Source organism: Streptomyces sp. WG7 (assembly GCF_049975785.1).
Lineage (GTDB): Bacteria > Actinomycetota > Actinomycetes > Streptomycetales > Streptomycetaceae > Streptomyces.
The window spans coordinates 229,544-249,189 of record NZ_JBNGGE010000007.1; the positions used below are offsets into that span (position 1 = coordinate 229,544).

General features: G+C 72.2%; 18 protein-coding genes and 1 riboswitch. Of the genes, 8 read left to right on the plus strand and 10 right to left on the minus strand.

Translation table 11 applies throughout. The features are described from left to right. Positions 1 to 67: 67 nt before the first annotated feature. Complete coding sequence (locus ACP4J0_RS10895) at positions 68 to 1,309, plus strand: glycosyltransferase 87 family protein (RefSeq protein ID WP_426598422.1); 1,242 nt, start codon at positions 68 to 70, stop codon at positions 1,307 to 1,309. On the opposite strand, the gene ACP4J0_RS10900 is transcribed toward ACP4J0_RS10895, so the two are convergent. The 5 genes from ACP4J0_RS10900 to ACP4J0_RS10920 form a co-directional block, all read right to left on the minus strand. Further along, a complete protein-coding gene (locus ACP4J0_RS10900) occupies positions 1,266 to 2,459 on the minus strand; it encodes a hypothetical protein (RefSeq protein ID WP_426598423.1) in 1,194 nt (397 codons plus the stop codon). The genes ACP4J0_RS10895 and ACP4J0_RS10900 overlap by 44 nt on opposite strands. A 46-nt stretch (positions 2,460 to 2,505) precedes the next feature. Then, positions 2,506 to 3,537: an NlpC/P60 family protein gene (locus ACP4J0_RS10905; RefSeq protein ID WP_426598424.1), complete on the minus strand. Its 1,032-nt coding sequence runs from the start codon at positions 3,535 to 3,537 to the stop codon at positions 2,506 to 2,508. A 216-nt stretch (positions 3,538 to 3,753) separates the two neighbouring features. Next, positions 3,754 to 4,806, minus strand: a complete 1,053-nt coding sequence (locus ACP4J0_RS10910; RefSeq protein WP_426598464.1) for an NlpC/P60 family protein — start codon at positions 4,804 to 4,806, stop codon at positions 3,754 to 3,756. Between the two features lie 231 nt (positions 4,807 to 5,037). Continuing rightward, the gene (locus ACP4J0_RS10915; RefSeq protein WP_426598425.1) at positions 5,038 to 6,381 is read right to left on the minus strand and encodes an NYN domain-containing protein; all 1,344 of its coding nucleotides are present in this window, start codon (positions 6,379 to 6,381) and stop codon (positions 5,038 to 5,040) included. A gap of 65 nt (positions 6,382 to 6,446) precedes the next feature. Beyond that, positions 6,447 to 6,686, minus strand: coding sequence for a hypothetical protein (locus tag ACP4J0_RS10920; RefSeq protein ID WP_395573676.1), 240 nt, complete (start codon positions 6,684 to 6,686; stop codon positions 6,447 to 6,449). Between the two features lie 157 nt (positions 6,687 to 6,843). Between ACP4J0_RS10920 and ACP4J0_RS10925 the strand changes: the two genes are divergently transcribed. From ACP4J0_RS10925 to ACP4J0_RS10955, 7 genes are all read left to right on the plus strand, one after another. Continuing rightward, the gene (locus tag ACP4J0_RS10925) at positions 6,844 to 7,617 is read left to right on the plus strand and encodes a rhomboid family intramembrane serine protease (RefSeq protein WP_426598426.1); all 774 of its coding nucleotides are present in this window, start codon (positions 6,844 to 6,846) and stop codon (positions 7,615 to 7,617) included. Continuing rightward, positions 7,614 to 7,895 carry an Lrp/AsnC family transcriptional regulator gene (locus tag ACP4J0_RS10930; protein ID WP_100044201.1) on the plus strand — a complete coding sequence of 94 codons (282 nt, stop codon included), beginning with the start codon at positions 7,614 to 7,616 and terminating at the stop codon, positions 7,893 to 7,895. The genes ACP4J0_RS10925 and ACP4J0_RS10930 overlap by 4 nt, the downstream gene beginning before the upstream one ends. 84 nt (positions 7,896 to 7,979) lie before the next feature. Continuing rightward, positions 7,980 to 8,294, plus strand: coding sequence for a small secreted hydrophilic protein (locus ACP4J0_RS10935; protein WP_426598427.1), 315 nt, complete (start codon positions 7,980 to 7,982; stop codon positions 8,292 to 8,294). Then, positions 8,215 to 9,705: an ATP-binding protein gene (locus ACP4J0_RS10940; RefSeq protein WP_426598428.1), complete on the plus strand. Its 1,491-nt coding sequence runs from the start codon at positions 8,215 to 8,217 to the stop codon at positions 9,703 to 9,705. The genes ACP4J0_RS10935 and ACP4J0_RS10940 overlap by 80 nt, the downstream gene beginning before the upstream one ends. Before the next feature lie 19 nt (positions 9,706 to 9,724). Beyond that, positions 9,725 to 10,387, plus strand: a complete 663-nt coding sequence (locus ACP4J0_RS10945) for a response regulator transcription factor (RefSeq protein ID WP_426526105.1) — start codon at positions 9,725 to 9,727, stop codon at positions 10,385 to 10,387. Between the two features lie 87 nt (positions 10,388 to 10,474). Further along, on the plus strand, positions 10,475 to 11,890 hold the full coding sequence (locus ACP4J0_RS10950) for an SLC13 family permease (protein ID WP_426598429.1): 1,416 nt from the start codon (positions 10,475 to 10,477) through the stop codon (positions 11,888 to 11,890). Positions 11,891 to 11,946: 56 nt separating this feature from the next. Further along, positions 11,947 to 13,155 carry a glycerate kinase gene (locus tag ACP4J0_RS10955; RefSeq protein ID WP_426598465.1) on the plus strand — a complete coding sequence of 403 codons (1,209 nt, stop codon included), beginning with the start codon at positions 11,947 to 11,949 and terminating at the stop codon, positions 13,153 to 13,155. Here ACP4J0_RS10955 and ACP4J0_RS10960 read toward each other — a convergent pair. From ACP4J0_RS10960 to ACP4J0_RS10980, 5 genes are all read right to left on the minus strand, one after another. Then, positions 13,104 to 14,477 (minus strand): aminotransferase class V-fold PLP-dependent enzyme, encoded by a 1,374-nt coding sequence (locus ACP4J0_RS10960; protein WP_426598430.1) that lies wholly within the window; start codon positions 14,475 to 14,477, stop codon positions 13,104 to 13,106. The two genes, ACP4J0_RS10955 and ACP4J0_RS10960, sit on opposite strands and share 52 nt — an antisense overlap. 226 nt (positions 14,478 to 14,703) lie before the next feature. Further along, positions 14,704 to 14,820: riboswitch (SAM riboswitch) on the minus strand. Positions 14,821 to 14,900: 80 nt separating this feature from the next. Further along, a complete protein-coding gene (gene trpD, locus ACP4J0_RS10965; protein ID WP_426598431.1) occupies positions 14,901 to 15,965 on the minus strand; it encodes an anthranilate phosphoribosyltransferase in 1,065 nt (354 codons plus the stop codon). Positions 15,966 to 16,095: 130 nt separating this feature from the next. Beyond that, complete coding sequence (locus ACP4J0_RS10970; protein WP_426598432.1) at positions 16,096 to 17,757, minus strand: cytochrome b; 1,662 nt, start codon at positions 17,755 to 17,757, stop codon at positions 16,096 to 16,098. Further along, positions 17,754 to 18,812: a Rieske 2Fe-2S domain-containing protein gene (locus ACP4J0_RS10975; protein ID WP_426526115.1), complete on the minus strand. Its 1,059-nt coding sequence runs from the start codon at positions 18,810 to 18,812 to the stop codon at positions 17,754 to 17,756. The genes ACP4J0_RS10970 and ACP4J0_RS10975 overlap by 4 nt, the downstream gene beginning before the upstream one ends. Next, positions 18,809 to 19,618 carry a c-type cytochrome gene (locus ACP4J0_RS10980; RefSeq protein WP_426526117.1) on the minus strand — a complete coding sequence of 270 codons (810 nt, stop codon included), beginning with the start codon at positions 19,616 to 19,618 and terminating at the stop codon, positions 18,809 to 18,811. Before ACP4J0_RS10980 ends, ACP4J0_RS10975 begins: the two co-directional genes overlap by 4 nt. Positions 19,619 to 19,646 lie beyond the last annotated feature (28 nt).

Below are 19,646 nucleotides of genomic sequence, written 5' to 3' on the forward strand. Positions count from 1 at the left end.
ACAGGTGTCCGGGTCATCATGGCCGCACGGCCCAGCACAGCACGGCACGCGGACGGGCAGGGAGCACGTGGAGACGACGGAGGCGAGGCGGTCATCGGCGTGGCTGGTGGCGGCCTGGGGCGTCACCCGGCTGGTGCTGCTGCTGTTCGCACTGAAAGTGCTGGTCTTCCCCGGACCGGACGTCACCAGTGACGTGTCCGTCATCTACCGGGACTGGTACGAGGTCCTGCGCACCGGAACGTTTCCGCTGGACGACGTCACCTGGCAGTACCCGCCCGCCGCGGCCCTCGCGGTCCTCTCCCCCGCGCTGCTGCCCTTCCTGTCGTACCCGACGGCCTTCACCGTCCTGGCCTGTGCCGCGGACCTGGCCGTCCTCACCCTGCTGTGGCGCTCGGGCCGGGGTCCCGGGCGCTCGCCGCGCGGCGCGTGGGTGTGGGTGGCGGGCCTGCCTCTGCTCGGTCCGACGGTGTACGCCCGCTACGACGTGATGGTCACCGCCGTCGCGGTCGCGGCGGTGCTCGCCGCCGGCCGGCATCCGCGCACGGCGGGGGCCCTGGCGGCCCTCGGGGCGCTGCTGAAGGTGTGGCCGGCGCTGGTGCTCCTCGGGATGCGCGGGCGCGCGCCGTGGGCCGCCGCCGTGCTGAGCGGCGCGGGGCTGGCCGCGCTGTTCGCGGTGGCCATGCCGGGGGCGTTCGCTTTCCTGACGTTCCAGCGCGAGCGGGGCACCGAGGTGGAGTCGCTGGGCTCGCTGGTCTTCCACGTCGCCCGGCACTTCGGCTGGGACGGCGAGGTGCTGCTCAACTACGGCTCGGTCGAGTTCCTCGGCCCGTACGTGGGCACGGTGAGCGCCGTCGCCCTCGCGCTCTCCGCCCTGGCGTTCGGCTGGCTGCTGCTGTGGCGGTCGGCCGCCCCGCGCTTCGCGGCGCACACGGCGGCGGACGCCGCGTTCGTGGCGGTGCTGATGTTCACGGTCACGAGCCGGGTGATCAGCCCGCAGTACATGGTCTGGCTGATCGGTCTCGCGGCGGCCTGCCGGTGCTTCGGGGCGAGCCGGATGCGGGTGCCGGTCGCTCTGGTGCTGGCGGCGAGCCTGGTGACGGTGCTGGAGTTCCCGGTCTTCTTCGCCCAGGTCGTCGCCAGTGATCCGCTCGGCGTCGCGCTGCTGTTCGTCCGCAACGGCCTGCTGGTCGCCGCGGTGCTCGCCGCGGCCCGCGCCCTGTGGCGCGACACGGTGCCGCACCGGGCCCGGGACCGGCGCGGCCGGCTCAGTCGAACTCCGCCCGCAGATACTCCCGCCACCGCGCCGTGAACTCCTCCGGCACCGTCCCGAGCACCTCGTCCATCGCGTCCTCCACCGCGCCCGCGCGGCCGTCGTGCGCGCCCACGGCGCGGTAGAAGGCGTCCAGGCGGTCCTCGCCCCACTGGTCGGCGATCATCCGGCAGGCCAGCCAGCCGCCCTCGTAGGCGCGGGCCAGTTCGTCCGCGTCGGCGGTGAAGCCGAAGTCCTCGTCGGCCGGCAGCCCGGCGGGGACCCGGCCCTCGGCGACCGCGCCGGCCGTCTCGGGGGCGGCCTGGGCGGGGGCGCGGCCGCTGCCGCGGTAGCCGACCCAGTCGGCGTAGCCCTCGGACAGCCACAGCGGGGTGGCTGCGGTGGTGTCGGCGCGGGTGGCGACGTGGGTGGTCTCGTGGGTGAGCACGACCTGCTTGCCGAGGGTGCCGAGCAGCCCGTACGCGTCGGGGTTGACGATGATCCGGTCCGCCGGGGCCTGCTCCCGGCCGCCCGTCTCCCCGGTGGTGACCGCCGCGATGCCCCGGTAGGACGAGGCGGGGGAGCCGAGCAGCCCCGCCATCCCCTCCAGCGACGCGGGCACGATGACGACGATCCGCCGGGCCCAGTCTCCGTCCCAGGCGTCCGACACGGCCGGCACCGCCCGGTCGGCCAGGTCCGCGTAGCCGCGCAGCGCCCCGGTGGACTGCCCGACGCCGAGCACGAGGCTGTGCTCGCCCCGCACGACCCGGACCGCTCCCTGGTCCCACGGCTGCTGGCCGGACCGCTCGGCGGGCCGGTCGGAGACGACGGACCACCGCCCGTCCGCACCGTCCCGGCTCAGCCGCACCGTGCGGGCGGCGGCGACCGGCCCCCGGTCGTGGCCCTCGACGCGGTAGCGGAGCTCGACGTCGGCGGTGGCGGTGTCGCCGGTGCGGTCCACGTCCCCCACCCGGTACGACCACGCGGCCAGCGGCACCGCGCTCAGGTTGTCGAAGCCGGCCCCGGTGCCGGTGCGCGCGTAGGCGGCCCGGTCGTGGTCGAGGACGGCCGCCGCCCGCCGGTCCAGCACCCGCTGCACCTCGGCGCGGGCGGGGTCGGCGGCGGTCCGGCCACCGCAGGCCACGAGGGAGACGAGCAGCAGGCACAGCGCCACCACGGAGGAACCCGACACCCGCCTTCGACCAGCCATCCTCCCGATCGTACGGGCGGCGGCCGGCGGGGGCGGGACGCGGAGGTCAGACCCGGGTGACCGACGAGACCGGCATCATGCCGACCGGGTCGTAGCGCACGGGGGCGCCGGGGTAGGGCGCGTGGATCACCTGGCCGTTGCCGACGTACATGCCGATGTGGCTGGCGTCGTCCCGGTAGGCGACGAGGTCGCCGGGCCGCGCCTGGGCCAGGGACACCCGCTGCCCGGCGCCGGACTGCGCCTGCGAGGTGCGCGGCAGGCCGATCCCGGCCTGTGCGTACGACCACTGGGTCAGTCCCGAACAGTCGAATCCGGTCGGCCCGTTGGCACCCCAGACGTAGGGCTTGCCGACGGCGGAGCGGGCGGCGGCGACGGCGGCCGCCGCACGGCCGGAGGCGGGGGCGGCGTCGCCGGGGGCGGCCTGGCCGGTGCCGTCGGCCAGGTCGGTGCGGCCGGAGCGGGAGCCGCGGTCGTAGGCGGCCCGTTCGTCGTCCGGGAGGGAGTTGAGCAGCTCGCGGGCTTCGGCGAGCTTTCGCTCCACGGTCTTCTTGTGGGCGGCGACCGCCTTGCGGCTCTTCTCCAGCTCGGTGAGCTTGTGGCCGGCCTCGGCACGGTCCTGGGCGAGGTCGCGCATGGCTGCCTGGAGCTCCCTGAGCTCACCGGCCTGGTGGGTGCTGATCCGGTCGAGCACGGAGGCCCTGTCCAGGTAGTCGTCCGGATCGGCGGAGAGCAGCAGCGCCAGCGACGGGTCCATGCCGCCGGAGCGGTACTGGGCACCCGCCATCGAACCGAGCGTGTCCCGCATGGTGTTGATCCGCGCCTGCTGCCGGGCGATCGAGTCCTGGGAGGCATCGACCTCCGCGCGCAGGGCCTCGGTGCGCGCGTCGGCCTTGTTGTACGCCTCGGTCGCCTGCTCCGCCTCCGTGTGGAGCCGGTCCACCTCCGCCCGCCTGTCGTCGTGCGGGGTGGCCGTGGCCGGTACGGCGCCCAGCACTGCGGCGGCGACGGACAGCAGGCCGACGGCGGCGGCGGTGCCGCGGTCGAACCCGGTTGGTGCAAGGCGGCGATGGGACCCCACGGGAAGCCGCACTCCTTCCGCTGGCGGACGGGGAAACGCGGCAGACAGTAACCCCGCGGCGGGGCACCGGCCAACGACCTCGGGGGCCGCGCAGCACGACGCCCCGCCGCTGACGCAGGTCACCGGCGGGGCGGGGGTCACAAGTCCGTGCTGTGATTCGCCCGAACGGGCGGCATTGCGAGGGCGATTTCGGGTTTACGCGGGGCGCGGCTCGGCTCAGACCCGGACGCCGAACATGAACGGGCCGCCGATGGTGTTCATCGACTCGTAGCGCACGACCGTGCCGCTGCGCGGTGCGTGCAGGACCTGGCCGTTGCCGGCGTAGAGGCCGACGTGGTGCAGGTCGTTGAAGAAGAAGACGAGGTCGCCGACCTGCAGCTGGCTCATCGAGGAGATCCGCGTGCCCGCGCCGGTCTGCGCCTCGGACGTACGCGGGATGGAGACGTCGGCCTGGGCGTAGGCCCAGGAGGTCAGGCCGGAGCAGTCGAAGGAGGACGGGCCGGTGGCGCCCCAGACGTAGGGCGAGCCGATCTTGCTCTGGGCGGCGGCGAAGGCGGCGGCGGCCCGGCCGGAGGCGGGCTTCCCGGAGGGGGACCCGGTGCCGGAGAGGGCCTGGCGCTCGCTGCTGCGGGTGGAGCGCTGCTCCTCCTTCTGGAGGTCGGCCTTCTCCTGTGCGGTGAGCGTGTTGAGCAGCTTCTGCGCGGAGGCGAGCTTGCCCTGGACTTCCTTCTTCTTGTTGCCCAGTTCGGTGCGCGTGGAGGCCAGGTCCTTGAGCTTCACGCCGGCCTCGGAGCGCTGCTGGGCGAGGTCGCGCTGCTTCACCTGGATCTTCTTCAGCGCCTCGACCTGCTGACCGCTCAGCTGGTCGAGCGTGGAGGCCTTGTCCAGGTAGTTGTCCGGGTCGGCCGAGAGGAAGAGCTGGAGGGAGGGGTCTATGCCGCCGGTGCGGTACTGGGCGCTGGCCATCGAACCGAGGCCGTCGCGCAGCTCGTTGAGCTCCTTCTGGCCGCGGGCGACGTTGTCCTGGATCGTGGAGATCTCCTTCTGGAGCTTCTCCTGCTTCTCCTTGGCGCCGTTGTACTTCTCGGTGGCCTTCTCCGCCTCTTCGTAGAGCTTGTCGACCTTGGCCTTGACCTCGTCCTTGCTCGGCTTCTCGCTCGGGGCGGCGTTGGCGGCCTGCGAGCTGAGAGCGACGGCGGCGGCGGCAGCGGTGGTGAGCACGGTCACGCGCGTGCGGCTCGGCTGCTTGGGACGACGGTGGGACGCCACGGAGACGAGCTCCTTCTTGAGAGGGATCACCCGTGCGAGGGTTCGATGGCTGACCCTAGTGACCCACTCGTGATCAGTTCAAATCCTCCGCCGAAATATCCCGGTTACGCACCGCATTCTTTGCCACAACTCACCAGCAGTAACCCTCACTTGACGCTACGTTGCGTGACGGTTCCGTCAATTCAGGCATAGTCGACCTACGTTGCGGTTGGTACGAAAGTGTGACCGGAGTCAGGAAAGGCGCTTGAGGAGCACCGCGGACGCCACCGGGCGTGCGCCGGCGCGCGCCACGCCGTCGGCGACCTCGCGGTCGGTGGAGACGACGATGACCGGCCGGCCGGGCGGCTCGGCCCGCACCAGCTGGCGGATCAGCTCGTCGGCGGTGACGCCGGGCTTGGAGAACAGCACCCGCACCCCGCGCGGCGGCGCGAGCAGCACCGGTGCCACCAGTTCGGCGCCGTCGAAGACGCAGGTCATCTCGGCGCCGGTCTGCGCGGCGAGCTGGGAGAGCTGGCCGAGCAGTCTGAGCCGCTGCTTCTCCAGCGGCATCTGGGGATAACCGGTCTTGGTGACGTTGTAGCCGTCGACGACCAGGTGCGCCTGGGGCAGCGCGAGCAACTGGTCGAGGATGGCCGGGTCGTTCTCGGACAGCGCGCGGGCGGCGATGTCCTTGGGGGTCATCCGGCCCGGCTCGACCGCGTCCACCGTCTCGGCGGGCCGCACCGACACCGGGGGCAGCGCGAGCTCCCTGCGCAGCCCCTGCGTCGCGTCCAGCAGGGTGTCCAGCAGCAGCCGCACCCGCATGTCCTCGACGCTGCGTCCCTCGCGGGCCGCCTTGCGGGTGGCCTCCAGGGCGGCCTCGGCCTCCCCGAGCCGGGTCTTGAGCCGCCGGGTCTCGCTCTCGGCGGCGGACACCTGGGCGTGGCCCTCGGCGCGTACGGCGTCGATCTCGGCCCGGATCTTGCGCAGCGCGGCCTCGCCGCGCTTGACGTCGCTGAGGGCGGAGCGCAGCTTGCGGTGCAGCGACTCGGCCTCCCGCTTCGCCGAATCCAGCTCCGCGCGCAGCCGCTCGGTCTCGGTCCTGGTGTGCTCCCGGGCCCGGGCCAGCTCCTCGCGCAGCCGCTCCAGTTCGGCGCGGCTCTCCTCGTCGGCGCGCTCGGCGTCCGCGCGCTGCGCCTCCTCGCCGGCGGCGGTCACCAGCTTGACCCAGCCGTGCGGTCGCAGGACGTAGGCCGCGGCCGCCACGTCGAGGGGGTCGGCGGCGGGCGGCGGGGAGCCGGCGTCCAGGGCGTCGGCCAGTTCCGGCTGGGCCTCCCTGAGTTTCTCGCCGATGCGCTGGCGGAACAGCGGGGCCGTCTCCACGGCGGCGGCCATGGCGTTGCCGGCGAACTTGGCCCTGCGGTTCGGGGCGAACCGGGCGTACTGTCTCAGCTGTGCGGGCAGTTCACCGAGGGTGAGTCCGCCGAAGCCGTCGGACACGATCTGCACGACCCTGCGGCGCACGCCGTCGGGCAGCGGCCGGTCGAGCACCTCGGCGGCGCCGTCGCCCGGCTCCCCGCCCTGTGTCTCCACCATCCGTCACCCCAATGCCTCTGCGTGATCCCGTGCGGGATCACCTCATGCGGGGGCCGCTCCCGTCATCAGGAGGCGGCACCCGGCCTGTCCACGAGTTCCACCTGGTCCACGGCGTTGCACCAGCGGCACCGCACCGACTCGATGGTCTCACTGAGCACCTCGCGCTCCTCGACCTGCGGCTCACCGGCCAGATCGAGGTGGACGTACTCGACGACCTTCGAGGCCCGGGTCACGTCGAAGCGGGTGAGGTTGCCGCAGAGGGTGCAGCGCCACCGCGTCGTGTCGGTCGGCAGGGGAACCGTCATCGTGGCTGTTCGCTCTCTTCCAGTGTCGGTGACCCGCCGGGTTCCCCCGGCGCGTGTGGCTCGTAACCCTACGGCCTGGCGGGTACCCGACGCCCGCGTGTCCACGGCGGCGAGGCGGTCCGGGCGGTTGCGTCCCGTTACGTCATGCTCTGTGTCCATGATCCGCAACTGGCGCACGGCGGCCCTCGGGAAGGTCAGGACGCCCGGCACGGCCCGCACGGCCCGCACCGCCCGACGCCGCCGGACGGCGCCGGTGACGTACGGGCTGATCACCCTGTGCTGTCTGCTGTTCCTGGTCAGCCCGGCGGCGGGCCTGAATCCCGCGTACGGCACCGGGGACGAGCTGCTCGCCGCGCAGCACGCCCACTTCCGGCGCTGGGGTGTGATCCCCGCAGAGCTGTTCGAGGACTCCCCCGGATCCGCCCTCACCCCCGCCACGGCGCTGTTCGTCCACGGCAGCTGGGTGCACCTGCTGGGCAACATGCTCTTCCTCCACGTCTTCGGCGCGATGGCCGAGGAGCGGATGGGCCGGCTCCAGTTCGCCCTGTTCTACCTCGGCTGCGGCTACCTGGCCCTGCTCGGTTACGCGGGGGCCAACGCCCACTCCCCGCAGTCCCTGGTCGGCGCCTCGGGGGCGATCTCCGCGGTCCTCGGCGCGTTCCTCTTCCTCTTCCCGCACGCCCGGGTGACCAGCCTCCTGCCCTTCCTCTTCTTCCTCCCGCTGCGCTTCCCCGCCTGGCTGGTGCTGCCGTTCTGGGCGGCCCTGCAGTGGCTGGCGGCGGGGCGGGCCGGCGACGGCCCCGGGGTGGCGTACCTCGCGCACCTGGTGGGCTTCGGGCTGGGCTTCGTCTTCGCCTGGGTGCGGTTCGGGCGTACGACTAGAGTGAGAAGCGTTCCAGTGTCGGCCCCCGAGGGAGAGAAACAACCGTGATCAGCGCGATCGTCCTCATCAAGACCAGCGTGGACCGGATCCCCGAGATCGCGGAGCGGATCGCCGCGCTGGAGAACGTCAGCGAGGTCTTCTCCGTCACCGGCACCTACGACCTGATCGCCATGGTGCGGGTGAGCCGGCACGAGGACCTGGCCGAGGTCATCCCCGGCCGGATCAGCAAGATCCCGGGCGTGGAGGGCACGGACACGCACGTGGCGTTCCGGACGTACTCGCAGCACGACCTGGAGGCGGCGTTCGCCATCGGGCTCGACAACTGACTCGGGCGGATTCGGGCAGTCGATGAAGAGTTCTTCATCCCGGACTCATCCGGGACGCCGGGTTCCGCGCGCAGGATCGGTGACATGGTCTTCTCTCGCCGGATGGCGGCCCTGGCGGCCGTCGTCCTGATCCCGCTCGGTATCGCCGCGACCAGTTTCGCCCTCACCGACAGCCCGCAGGAACCCAAGGTCCCGGCCAAGGTGGAGCTGGAGAGCGGCTCCCCGACGCCCACCCCCACCTCCTCCTCGCCCGAACCGAAGCCCAGCGACCAGGTGGTGACCCGGCCGCCGGTGACCGACAGCCCTCCGGATGACGACGATGACGACGACCGAGGCCAGGACACCGGGGACACCGGGGACGACTCGTCCGCCGACGACGGATCCGGCGACGACGGCTGACCGCGAGCGCCGCCGGATCTCGGCCCGCGTCCGCATCCTGCTCTGGCTGCTGCTCGTGATGGCGGTCGCCCTCGCCTCGGTGGCCGCGACCACCCGCTCGATCCTGCTGCACGACACCGACCAGCGGATCAACGCCCTGCTCGCGCAGGAGGCCGGCGAGTTCGCCAACTTCGAGGAGCAGGGCTTCGACCCGGCCACCGGCCGTCCGTTCACCGACCCGGGGCGGCTGCTGCGGGTCTTCCTGGAGAGGCAGTACGCCGACCTGGACGAGGAGCTGATCGGCCTGGTGGGCGAGGCGGGCGGCAAGCCCGCGCAGATCATCCAGCAGCGCGAGATCCCGGTCGCCCTGCCCCTGCACAAGGACGCCGACGCCAGGCGCCGCATCTACGCCTCCCCGGACTCCACCGGCACCCTGCACCGGCCTCAGGGGGACATCCGCTGGGCCAAGGTCACCGTCGCCCGGTACGGCGGCGAACCGGCCGCCGCGTTCGTGGTCGCCTTCCACCCCGGGCGGGAACAGGCCCGCGCGGACGAGGTGTTCCGCGTCCTGCTCGCCATCTCCGGCGTCGCCCTGCTGATGACGACCGGCATCGCCTGGGTGGTCGCGGGCCGGATCCTCAAACCGGTGCGGCTGGTGCGGACCACCGCCGCGCAGCTCACCGAGCAGGACCTGACCCGGCGCATCCCGGTGCACGGACACGACGACGTGGCCGCGCTCGCCGAGACGTTCAACGCCATGCTCGACCGGCTGGAACGCGCCTTCGCCACCCAGCGCCGGTTCGTCGACGACGCGAGCCACGAACTGCGCACCCCGATCACCATCGTCCGCGGCCACCTGGAACTGATGGGCGACGACCCGGCGGAACGCGAGGAGACGGTCCGCCTCGTCACCGACGAACTGGACCGGATGAGCCGCATCGTCGAGGACCTCCTCCTGCTCGCCAAGGCCGAACGCCCCGACTTCGTCACCCCCGAGCCGGTCCAGCTCGCCGAGCTCACCGCCGACGTCTACGTCAAGGCCCGCACCCTCGGCGACCGCGAGTGGGTCCTGGCCGAAGTCGCCGACCGCGAGGCCCAGCTGGACCCCCAGCGGATCACCCAGGCCATGGTGCAGCTCGCGCAGAACGCCGTGCAGCACACCACCGCCGGCCAGACCATCCGCATCGGCTCCCGCGCCGACGGCACCCGGATCGAGCTGTACGTCGCCGACTCCGGGCCCGGGGTCCAGCCGCAGGACGCCGAGGTCGTCTTCGAGCGGTTCCGGCGCGGCACGGCCCGGCGCGGGGCGCGCGGGAGCGGTGCCGGGCTCGGGCTGTCGATCGTCAAGGCGATCGCGGAGGGCCACGGCGGGCGGGTCGGCCTGCACACCACCGAGGGCGGCGGCGCCACCTTCGTACTGACACTGCACTGATTCCGGAAGAGGCTCGCCCATGAACCGCATCCTCATCGTCGAGGACGAGGAGCGCATCGCCTCCTTCGTCGAGAAGGGCCTGCGCGCCAACGGCTTCACCACCACCGCCGTCGCCGACGGCGACGCCGCCTACGAGTACGCCCTCACCGGCGGCTTCGACCTGGTCGTCCTGGACATCGGCCTGCCCGGCCGGGACGGCTTCACGGTCCTGCGCGAGCTGCGCGAGTCCCGGGTGACGACCCCGGTGATCGTGCTGACCGCCCGGGACTCCGTAAGGGACACGGTGGCCGGCCTGGAGGGCGGCGCCGACGACTGGATGACCAAGCCGTTCCGCTTCGAGGAACTGCTCGCGCGGGTGCGGCTGCGGCTGCGTACGGCGGCCAGGGCGCCGGAGGTGACGGTGCTGAGGTCCGGCGACCTCTCCCTGGACCTGCGTACCCGCCGGGCCCGTGCCGCGGAGCGGACGGTGGACCTGACGGCCCGTGAGTTCGTGCTCCTGGAACTGTTCCTGCGGCATCCGGGGCAGGTCCTGTCACGGGAGCAGATCCTGTCGCACGTGTGGGGCTACGACTTCGACCCCGGCTCCAACATCGTGGACGTGTACGTGCGGGCGCTGCGCAAGAAGCTGGGCGCCCACCGGGTCCAGACGGTACGGGGCATGGGGTACCGGCTGCCAGGCTGACGTATCGGCCCACCGACCGGCATTGGGTGAAGTTTCCTTCATGTCGGACTCATTGAGGGCTCACCGCCCGGGAGAACCCTCGATGACGTGACGTTGAACCTCCGCCTCGCGGCGGCCCTCTGCGTGGCCCTGTCCCTGTGCGCAGTGCTGGCGGTGCCCGGCACCTTCCCGGCCCTCGGCGGGGACGCGCGCCTCACCCTCGCCGTGTTCGCGCTGGCCACCTGCGCCTGGATCGGCACGTCGATCGACGACACGTACATCGCGCTGGGCGCCGGCCTCGCGCTGACCGCGACCGGCGTGATCAGCAGCGACACCCTCTTCGGCACCCTCGGCGACGACACGGTGTGGCTGCTGATCTGCGCGTTCGTGCTGGCGGCGGCGGTGGCCCGGACCGGGCTCGCCGGGCGGGCGGCGGCGTTCCTGGTCGGCGGGGCGCGCAGCGTACGGCAGTTGGTGCACCTGACGACGGCCGCGCTGGTGGTGACGGCGTTCGCGGTGCCGGCCACGTCGGGCCGGGCGGCGCTCGCGCTGCCGGTGTTCCTGGCCCTCGCCAAGGCCCTCGCCGACCGGAAGCGACTGGTCGTGATGCTCGCGCTGCTGTTCCCGACCGTGATCCTTCTGTCGGCGGTGGCGACCCTGATCGGTGCGGGAGCGCATCTGATCACGGTGTCGGTGCTGTGGGAGGCGACCGGGGACCGGATCGGCTTCACCCAGTGGCTGCTGCTCGGCCTGCCGCTGGCGGTCGCCTCCTCCCACCTGGCCGCCGAGGTGGTCCTGTTGACGACCACTCGGCGGGCGGACCGCGGGGGCCCGGTCCACATCACCGCCGAGGAGATCCAGCGGCACAGCGAGAGCCCGGTCACCGGTCCCTGGACGCAGGCGGAGAAGCGCTGCGCCCTGCTGCTGGCCACGGTGGTGACCCTGTGGTGCAGCGAGCCGCTGCACCACGTCTCCCCCGCGGTGGTGGCGCTGATCGGCGCGGTCGTCGCCTCCTCCCCCGCCCTCGGCACCGTACGGCTCAAGGACGCCCTGAAGACCGTGCCCTGGTCGCTGCTGCTGTTCATGGCGGCCACCATGGCGATGGGCGTCGCGCTCGCCGACTCCGGTGCGGCGAAGTGGCTGGTGTCGGGGCTGCCCGCCGACGTCGCGCCGGCCGTCTTCCTCGGGATCGTGGTCGCGGTGAGCACCGCGGCCCACCTGGTCCTCCAGTCCCGCTCGGCCCGCTCCTCCGTCCTGGTCCCGCTGGTCATCGCCGCGGCCCTGGGCGCCGGGGTCAACCCGGTCGCCGCCGCGCTCGCCTCCACCGCCGCGGCGGGCTTCTGCCACACGCTCCCCGCCTCCGCCAAGCCGGTCACGCTCTTCTCCGACATCCCCGGCACCCCCACCTACACCCCGCGCGACCTGCTGCGGCTGTCGGCCGTCCTGGCACCGCTGACCGCCGCGCTCGTGCTGTTCTTCGCCGCCGCCGTCTGGCCGCTGCTCGGCGTACCCGTGACCCGATGAAGGAGCCCACCATGTCCGTCCTCTCCTCCCCGTCGCCCGTCTCCCCGGTTCCCTCCGTGCTGAACCGTGTCGTCGTGGCCCCCAGCGGCTTCAAGGAGTCCCTGTCCGCCCAGGCCGCCGCCGACGCCATCGCGGCGGGCGTCCGCCGGGTCCTGCCGGACGCCGAGATCGACCGCGTCCCGCTCGTCGACGGCGGCGAGGGCACGGCCACCGCGCTGGCGTCCGCGACCGGCGGGCGGCTGGTCGCGCTGGCCGCCACCGGCCCGGTCGGCGAACCCGTCGGCACCCACTTCGCGCTGCTCGGCGCGCAGGACACGGCGGTGGTGGAGATGGCCGCCGTCGCGGGACTCTCCCTGGTCCCCCGCGCCCTGCGCGACCCGGGCGCCACGACGACGTACGGCGTCGGCGAGCTGATCCGCGCCGCGCTCGACACCGGGGTGCGGCGCGTCCTGGTCGGCTGCGGCGACTCGGGCACGTCCGACGGGGGCGCGGGCGCGCTCCAGGCGCTCGGGGCCCGGCTGCTGGACGCGGACGGCTTCGAACTCCCGCACGGCGGACGCGAGCTGATCCGCCTCGCCCGCATCGACCCGTCCGGTCTCGACACCCGGCTGAAGGACACCGAACTGCTCGTCGCCTGCAACCCGTTCAACGTGCTGTGCGGAGAGCGGGGCGTGGCCCGGGTGTTCGGCCCGCAGAAGGGGGCGACGCCCGCGCAGGTCGAGGAGTTGTCGGCCGGTCTGGAGAACTGGGCGCGCGTCCTCACCCGCGACCTCGGTGTCATCGGCACCGACCTGCGCCACGGCCCGGGCACCGGCGCCTCCGGCGGGCTGGGCGCGGGCCTGGCCGCCGTCGGGGCCCGGCTGCTGCCCCGCTTCGACGTGCTCCTCGACCACCTCGACCTGGACGCCCGCCTCGCCCGCGCCGACCTGGTGCTGACCGCCGAGGGCGCCCTGGACCACCAGACGCCGCGCGGCAAGATCCCGGCCGAGGTGGCCCGCCGCGCCAAGCTCTACGGCCGTCCCGTCCTCGCCCTGGCCGGCACCCTCGGCGAGGGCGCGCACGAGGTGCCGGGGGTGGACGCCTGCCACGGCATCATGCCGGCGCCGATGGCCCTGGCGGACGCGCTGCTGCGGGCCGCCGAACTCCTCACGGACGCCACGGAGCGGGCGTTGCGGATGATCCTGCTCGGGTCACGGCTGCCGGGCCGGACGGCTCAGCCGGCGGAGGCCGTGTCGGGCACGCAACGCCCTTCCTCGGTACGGTAGTTCCACCGGGCTCCGTCGTTCACCAGCTCCCTGACCGCGTTCACGAACCGCTCGACGTGCTCGTCCGGGGTGCCCGCGCCGAAGCTGACGCGGATGGCGTTGAGGGACTTCTCGCCCGGCGCCGCCTCGGGGGCGCCGCACTCGCCCTGCGCCTGCGGGTCACTGCCGAGCAGGGTGCGCACCAGCGGGTGGGCGCAGAACAGGCCGTCGCGCACGCCGATGCCGTACTCGGCGGAGAGCGCGGCGGCGAAGTGGGAGCTGTTCCAGCCTTCGACGACGAAGGAGAGCACGCCGACGCGGGGGGCGTCGTCGCCGAAGAGGGAGAGGACGCGCACCTGCGGCACCCGGGCGAACCCCTCGCGCACCTTCCCGATGAGGTACTCCTCGCGGGCGACGAGCGTGTCGAACCCGGCCTCGGTGAGCGCCTTGCAGGCGGAGGCGATCGCGTAGGCGCCGATGACGTTGGGCGACCCGGCCTCGTGCCGCGCGGCGCTGTCGTGCCACTCCACGTCCACGCCGCCGTCGGCCCGCCGGGTGACCCTGCGGCTCGCGCCGCCACCGGCGAGGTACGGCTCCGCCTCGCGCAGCCAGTCGGCCCGGCCGGCCAGCACGCCGGCACCGAACGGGGCGTACAGCTTGTGCCCGGAGAAGGCGACCCAGTCCACGTCCAGGTCGGTCACGGACACGGGATGGTGCGGGGCGAGCTGGGCGGCGTCGAGCACGATCCGCGCACCGTGCGCGTGCGCGGCGGCGGCCAGTTCACGCACCGGCCACAGCTCGCCGGTGACGTTGGAGGCGCCGGTGACGCAGACCAGGGCCGGCCCGTAGGGCTCGCGGGCGACGAGGGCGCGCTCCAGGGTCTCGACGGCCTGGGCAGGGGTGCGCGGGGCGTCGAGGAAGGTGACGTCGGCGTCCCTCCAGGGCAGCAGCGAGGCGTGGTGCTCGGTCTCGAAGACGAAGACCCGGCAGTCGGCGGGCAGCGCCGCGGCGAGCAGGTTGAGCGAGTCGGTGGTGGACCTGGTGAACACGACCTGGTCCCCTTCCCGGCAGCCGAGGAACTCCGCGACGGCCTTCCGGGCGTTCTCGAACAGGTCGGTCGACAGCTGCGACAGGTATCCGGCGCCCCGGTGCACGCTGCCGTAGTAGGGGGCGTAGGCCGCCACGTCGTCCCAGACCCGCTGGAGCGCGGGCGCGCTGGCGGCGTAGTCGAGCGCGGCGTAGGTGACCTCGCCGCCGGTGACGAGCGGGACGGTGACATCTCCGCCCAGGACGGGCAGTGGAGGACAAACGGACTGGTCGGCGGCAAGGGTGGGGACGGACATGGGCGCACTCCCGTGGCGTGAAGGCAGGCGGCGTCACCACGCGGACCGCGCGGGGCCGGGCGTGGGTGCAGCCGAGAAAGCGGGGAAAGGAGGGTGCGGAGGCGAGGCACCGCTTCAGGGTGTCGGGCCGGTCCGAAGGACAGGCCCTATCGCATTCGCTGGTTCACGGGAGACTCCCTCGAGTGGCCCAGGACCCCTGGCCCCACACTTCCGAGAGCGTGCGAGGGGTCCGCGCTTGCCGTGAACCCTGCTGTCCACGGCCTGGTCTTCACCCGGGGCACCCCGCCACGGACGGAGGGTTGCCGGACAGTCGGCCGGGGCCTGATGACTGTCACTCATGACCTGCCAAGGAACGTACGGGAAAAGATCGGCGTCCCGCAACCCGGGTCCGGATCGCGGGACGCTCGTCACACGGGAAGGCCGTTACGCGTTGCTCGCGGCCACCCAGCGGTCGAGGGCGCGCTTGGCGGCGCCCGAGTCGATCGCCTCGGCGGCCCGGTCCATGCCGGCCCGGAGCTGCTCGGCGAGCGGCGCCTCGCCGGGCTCCAGGGCGACCAGGGCCGCCGCCGAGTTCAGCAGCACCGCGTCCCGTACCGGGCCCGTCTCGCCGGCCAGCAGGCGGCGGGCGACGTCGGCGTTGTAGGAGGCGTCGGCGCCGCGCAGCGCCTCGACCGGCACCAGTTCGAGGCCGACGTCCCGCGGGTCGAAGGTCTCCTCGGTGACCCGGCCGTCCCGCACGATCCAGACCCGGGAGGTGGCGGTCGTGGTCAGCTCGTCGAGGCCGTCGTCGCCGCGGAACACCAGGGACGAGTGGCCGCGCTCGGCGAAGACACCGGCGATGATCGGTGCCATCCGGGCGTGGGCGACCCCGACCGCCTGGGACTTCACCCTGGCCGGGTTGGTCAGCGGGCCCAGGAAGTTGAACACCGTGCGGATGCCCAGCTGGCCGCGCGCCGACGCCACGTGGCGCAGCGACGGGTGGAACTTCACGGCGAAGCAGAAGGTGATGCCGGCCTCCTCGGCGACCTCCGCGACCCGTTTCGGCGTGAGCTCCAGGTTGACCCCGAGCTTCTCCAGGACGTCGGAGGCCCCGGACGCCGAGGAGGCGGCCCGGTTGCCGTGCTTGACGACCTTGGCGCCCGTGCCGGCCACGACGATCGCCGACATGGTGGAGATGTTGACCGTCTTGGCGCCGTCGCCGCCGGTGCCGACGATGTCGACGGTCTCCCCCGGCACCTCGATCACGTTGGCGTGGGCGTACATGGTGCGGACCAGACCGGAGATCTCCTCGACGGTCTCGCCCTTGAACCTCAGGCCCACCGCGAAGCCGGCGATCTGGGCGTCGGTCGCCTCGCCGCGCATGATCACGTCCAGCGCCCAGGCCGTGTCGTCCGCGGACAGGTCGCGGCCGTCCAGCAGTCCGTTCAGCAGGGCGGGCCAGGAGCGGCCCGCCGCGGTGTCGCCTCCAGCGGGAGTCACAGCGCTCATGAGCCGCTCCTGAATCGTGTGTGTCGTGGAAAGGGAGTGTGGTCCCACCCTATCCAGCCCCGGGCACGGCGAAGGGCCCCGTCCGAGGAACGGACGGGGCCCTTCGCCGTGGTGTGGCGACGCTGGAGGGTCAGTGGTGGCCGTGGCCGCTCGTGATCTCCTTGTACTCCTCGACGGTCGGCTTCGGAATCTGCGACTCCTCGCCGTAGTAGGCCTCGCTGAGCTTGGCGCGGAGCTTCTCGGTGGTCTTCACCTTGCGCTCGACGCCGTTCTCGTCGACCGTCGGGCCGATCTCCGCCGGCTTGTACTGCTCGTGCGCCGTGAGCGTGTGCAGCTGCTCCTGGCTGAGCGGCTCGTGCACCTCGATGAACTCACCGTGCGGCAGGCGCTTGATGATGCCGGACTCGCGGCCGTGCAGCACCTTCTCCTTGTCCCGGCGCTGGAGGCCGAGGCAGATCCGCTTGGTGACGACGAACGCGATGACCGGTCCGACGAAGAACCCGATCCGCACGAACCACGTGACCGCGTTGATCGACAGGTGGAAGTGCGTGGCGACGATGTCGTTGCCGCCGCCGATCAGCATGATCATGTAGGCGGTGACCCAGGCCACACCGAACGCCGTCCGGGTCGGGGCGTTGCGCGGCCGGTCCAGGATGTGGTGCTCGCGCTTGTCCCCGGTCACCCAGGACTCGATGAACGGGTACACCGCGATCAACGCGAGGAAGATCCCGAAGATCACGAGCGGGATGAAGACGCCCAGGACCAGCGTGTGACCCCAGAAGTTGATCTCCCAGCCCGGCATGGCGCGGACCAGGCCCTCGGCGAAGCCCATGTACCAGTCGGGCTGGGCGCCGGTGGAGACCATGTCCGGCCGGTAGGGGCCGATGGACCAGATCGGGTTGACCGACGCGATGCCGGCGATGGCCGCGATGACACCGAAGACCAGGAAGAAGAAGCCTCCGGCCTTGGCCATGTACACCGGCAGCAGCGGCATGCCGACGACGTTCTTGTTGGTCTTGCCGGGACCCGCGAACTGCGTGTGCTTGTGGTAGAAGACCAGGATCAGGTGGCCGACCACGAGCCCGAGCATGATGCCCGGCAGCAGCAGGATGTGGATCGAGTAGAACCGGGCGACGAAGTCGGTCCCGGGGAACTCCCCGCCGAACAGGAACATCGAGATGTACGTACCGACGATCGGCACGGACAGGATCGCGCCCTGCGTGAAGCGGACACCGGTGCCGGAGAGCAGGTCGTCCGGGAGCGAGTAGCCGGTGAAACCGGTGAACATGCCCAGGACGAACAGCAGGAAGCCGAACAGCCAGTTGATCTCGCGCGGCTTGCGGAACGCGCCGGTGAAGAAGACGCGCATCATGTGCACGAACATGCCGGCGAGGAAGATGATCGCCGCCCAGTGGTGGATCTGCCGGATCAGCAGACCGCCGCGGACGTCGAAGCTGATGTCGAGCGTCGACTTGTACGCCTCGCTCATCAGCTGTCCCTGCATCGGGACGTACGAGCCGTGGTACTCCACCTCGTTCATCGACGGGTGGAAGAACAGCGTCAGGTACACACCCGTGAGGATGATGATGATGAAGCTGTAGAGGCAGATCTCACCCAGCATGAAGGACCAGTGGTCCGGGAAGATCTTGCGCATGTTGGCCTTGGCCAGGGAGTAGATCCCGAGCCGGCCGTCGGCCCAGTCGGCGACGCGTTCGCCGGCCGGGGCCTTTCCGCGCGATCGGCCCGCCGTGGCACCGGCGGACGGGTTCGGGTTGCTCGCTGCAGTACTCATCCGCGCTCCCAGAATGCAGGACCGACGGGCTCCTCGAAGTCGCTGAGCGCTTCGAGATAGCCCTCGTCGTTCACGCCGATCCGCAGCTGCGGCAGGGGGTGGCCGGCGGGACCGAAGATCACCCGGGCACCGTCGGCAAGGTCGAAGGTGGACTGGTGGCACGGGCACAGCGCGTGGTGCGTCTGCTGCTCGTACAGGGAGATCGGGCACCCGACGTGGGTGCAGATCTTCGAGTACGCCACGACGCCCTCGTGCGACCACTCGAGCTCGCGCTTGTCCTTGATGGCCTCCGGCTCCAGCCGGATGATCATCAGGGCGGCCTTGGCGATCTCGTTCTGGAAACCGTGGTCGTGCTCCTCCAGGCCCTCGGGCTTGGCGAAGGTGAGGGAACCGACCGCGATGTCCGACGGGCGCATCGGCTCGTTGGTGTTCATGTTGACGAGCAGCTTGCCCTTGGACCACAGCGTGTGGCGGAGCTTCGTCCCGGGCAGCGGGCCGAGGTCGCGCAGCAGGACGACGCCGGAGAGCGGCACCAGCGTCAGCGCCCCGAACATCGTGTTGCGGATCAGCTTGCGCCGGCCGATCACCGACTCCTTGGCACCCTGCTTGAAGTCCGCGTGGACCTTCGCGCGGACCTCGGGCGAGGCCTCGATCGGGTGCCGCTCGTCGGCGACCTCCTCGTCGGACATCAGGGTGCGCGCCCAGTGGACGGCGCCCGCGCCGATGGCGAACAGCGCCACGCCCAGGGTCAGGCCCAGCGCGAGGTTCATCGCGTTGATGTGCCCGAGCGGCCAGACGTAGATCGACTTGTCGTGCGGGATCGCCACGAACGAGGCGATGAAGCCGATGGTGGCCAGCATCGACAGCGTGAACAGCAGGGCGACCGTGCGCTCGGACCGCTTGGCGGCCCGCTCGTCGATGTCCTGGATCCGGTGCTCGTGGGGCGGCAGCCCCGGGTCCGCGAACGGGTGCTTCTCGTCCGCGGGCTTCGGCGCGCCGTGCGCGCCGCCCTGCTCGGCCGGCAGGTTCTCTTCTGGGATGTCTTGGCTACTCATGACTTCTTGGCCTTTGCGGTCCGGGCGGCGACCCACACGGCGACGGCGATGCAGCCGCCGAGGCCGAAGATCCAGCCGAAGAGGCCCTCACTGACGGGCCCGAGGCCGCCCAGCGAGAGGCCGCCGGGGTCCACGGTCTCGTCCGAGTTGACCGCGTGCAGGTAGGCGATGATGTCCTTCTTGTTCTGCTCGGTCAGCGTGCTGTCCGGGAAGGAAGGCATGTTCTGCGGGCCGGTCTGCATGGCCTCGTAGATGTGCTTCGGGTCGACGTCCTCGAGGGTCGGCGCGTACTTGCCGTGCGTCAGCGCGCCGCCCTTGCCGGTGAAGTTGTGGCACTGCGCGCAGTTGTTGCGGAACAGCTCACCGCCCTTGGCGCTGTCCGCGCCCTCCGGGCCGTACTTCTCCTGCGACGGGACCGCCGGACCGGCACCCAGCGAGGCGACGTAGGCCGCCAGCTGGTCGATCTCCGCCTGGGAGTAGATCACCTTCTTGCGCGGAACCTGGGCGCCGGGCTGCTGGGCCGGCATACGGCCGGTGCCCACCTGGAAGTCGACGGCGGCGGCGCCGACTCCGACCAGGCTCGGACCGTCGGTGGTGCCCTGACCTCCGGTGCCGTGGCAACTGGCACAGCCGACGGCGTAGAGCTTCTTGCCCTCGTCGATGGCGAGGGACTGGGCGGTTTCATCGGCCTGCGCCTTGCTCGCGGGTGCGAACGCGGCGTACAGCCCCCCTGTGCATGCCAGCGCGAGGAGTAGGACGACGAGCGCCGCCAGCGGATGGCGTCGTCGTGCGGAGAGCTTTTTCACGGATTACCCCGGTGTCAGGATTTTCTGC

Coding starts and splice junctions, on each gene's coding strand:
- ACP4J0_RS10900 (WP_426598423.1), bottom strand. CDS start 2,459: ATGGCTGGTCGAAGGCGGGTGTCGGGTTCCTCCGTGGTGGCGCTGTGC.
- ACP4J0_RS10915 (WP_426598425.1), bottom strand. CDS start 6,381: ATGGTGGAGACACAGGGCGGGGAGCCGGGCGACGGCGCCGCCGAGGTG.
- ACP4J0_RS10920 (WP_395573676.1), bottom strand. CDS start 6,686: ATGACGGTTCCCCTGCCGACCGACACGACGCGGTGGCGCTGCACCCTC.
- ACP4J0_RS10925 (WP_426598426.1), top strand. CDS start 6,844: ATGATCCGCAACTGGCGCACGGCGGCCCTCGGGAAGGTCAGGACGCCC.
- ACP4J0_RS10935 (WP_426598427.1), top strand. CDS start 7,980: ATGGTCTTCTCTCGCCGGATGGCGGCCCTGGCGGCCGTCGTCCTGATC.
- ACP4J0_RS10940 (WP_426598428.1), top strand. CDS start 8,215: ATGACGACGACCGAGGCCAGGACACCGGGGACACCGGGGACGACTCGT.
- ACP4J0_RS10945 (WP_426526105.1), top strand. CDS start 9,725: ATGAACCGCATCCTCATCGTCGAGGACGAGGAGCGCATCGCCTCCTTC.
- ACP4J0_RS10960 (WP_426598430.1), bottom strand. CDS start 14,477: ATGTCCGTCCCCACCCTTGCCGCCGACCAGTCCGTTTGTCCTCCACTG.
- trpD (WP_426598431.1), bottom strand. CDS start 15,965: ATGAGCGCTGTGACTCCCGCTGGAGGCGACACCGCGGCGGGCCGCTCC.
- ACP4J0_RS10970 (WP_426598432.1), bottom strand. CDS start 17,757: ATGAGTACTGCAGCGAGCAACCCGAACCCGTCCGCCGGTGCCACGGCG.
- ACP4J0_RS10975 (WP_426526115.1), bottom strand. CDS start 18,812: ATGAGTAGCCAAGACATCCCAGAAGAGAACCTGCCGGCCGAGCAGGGC.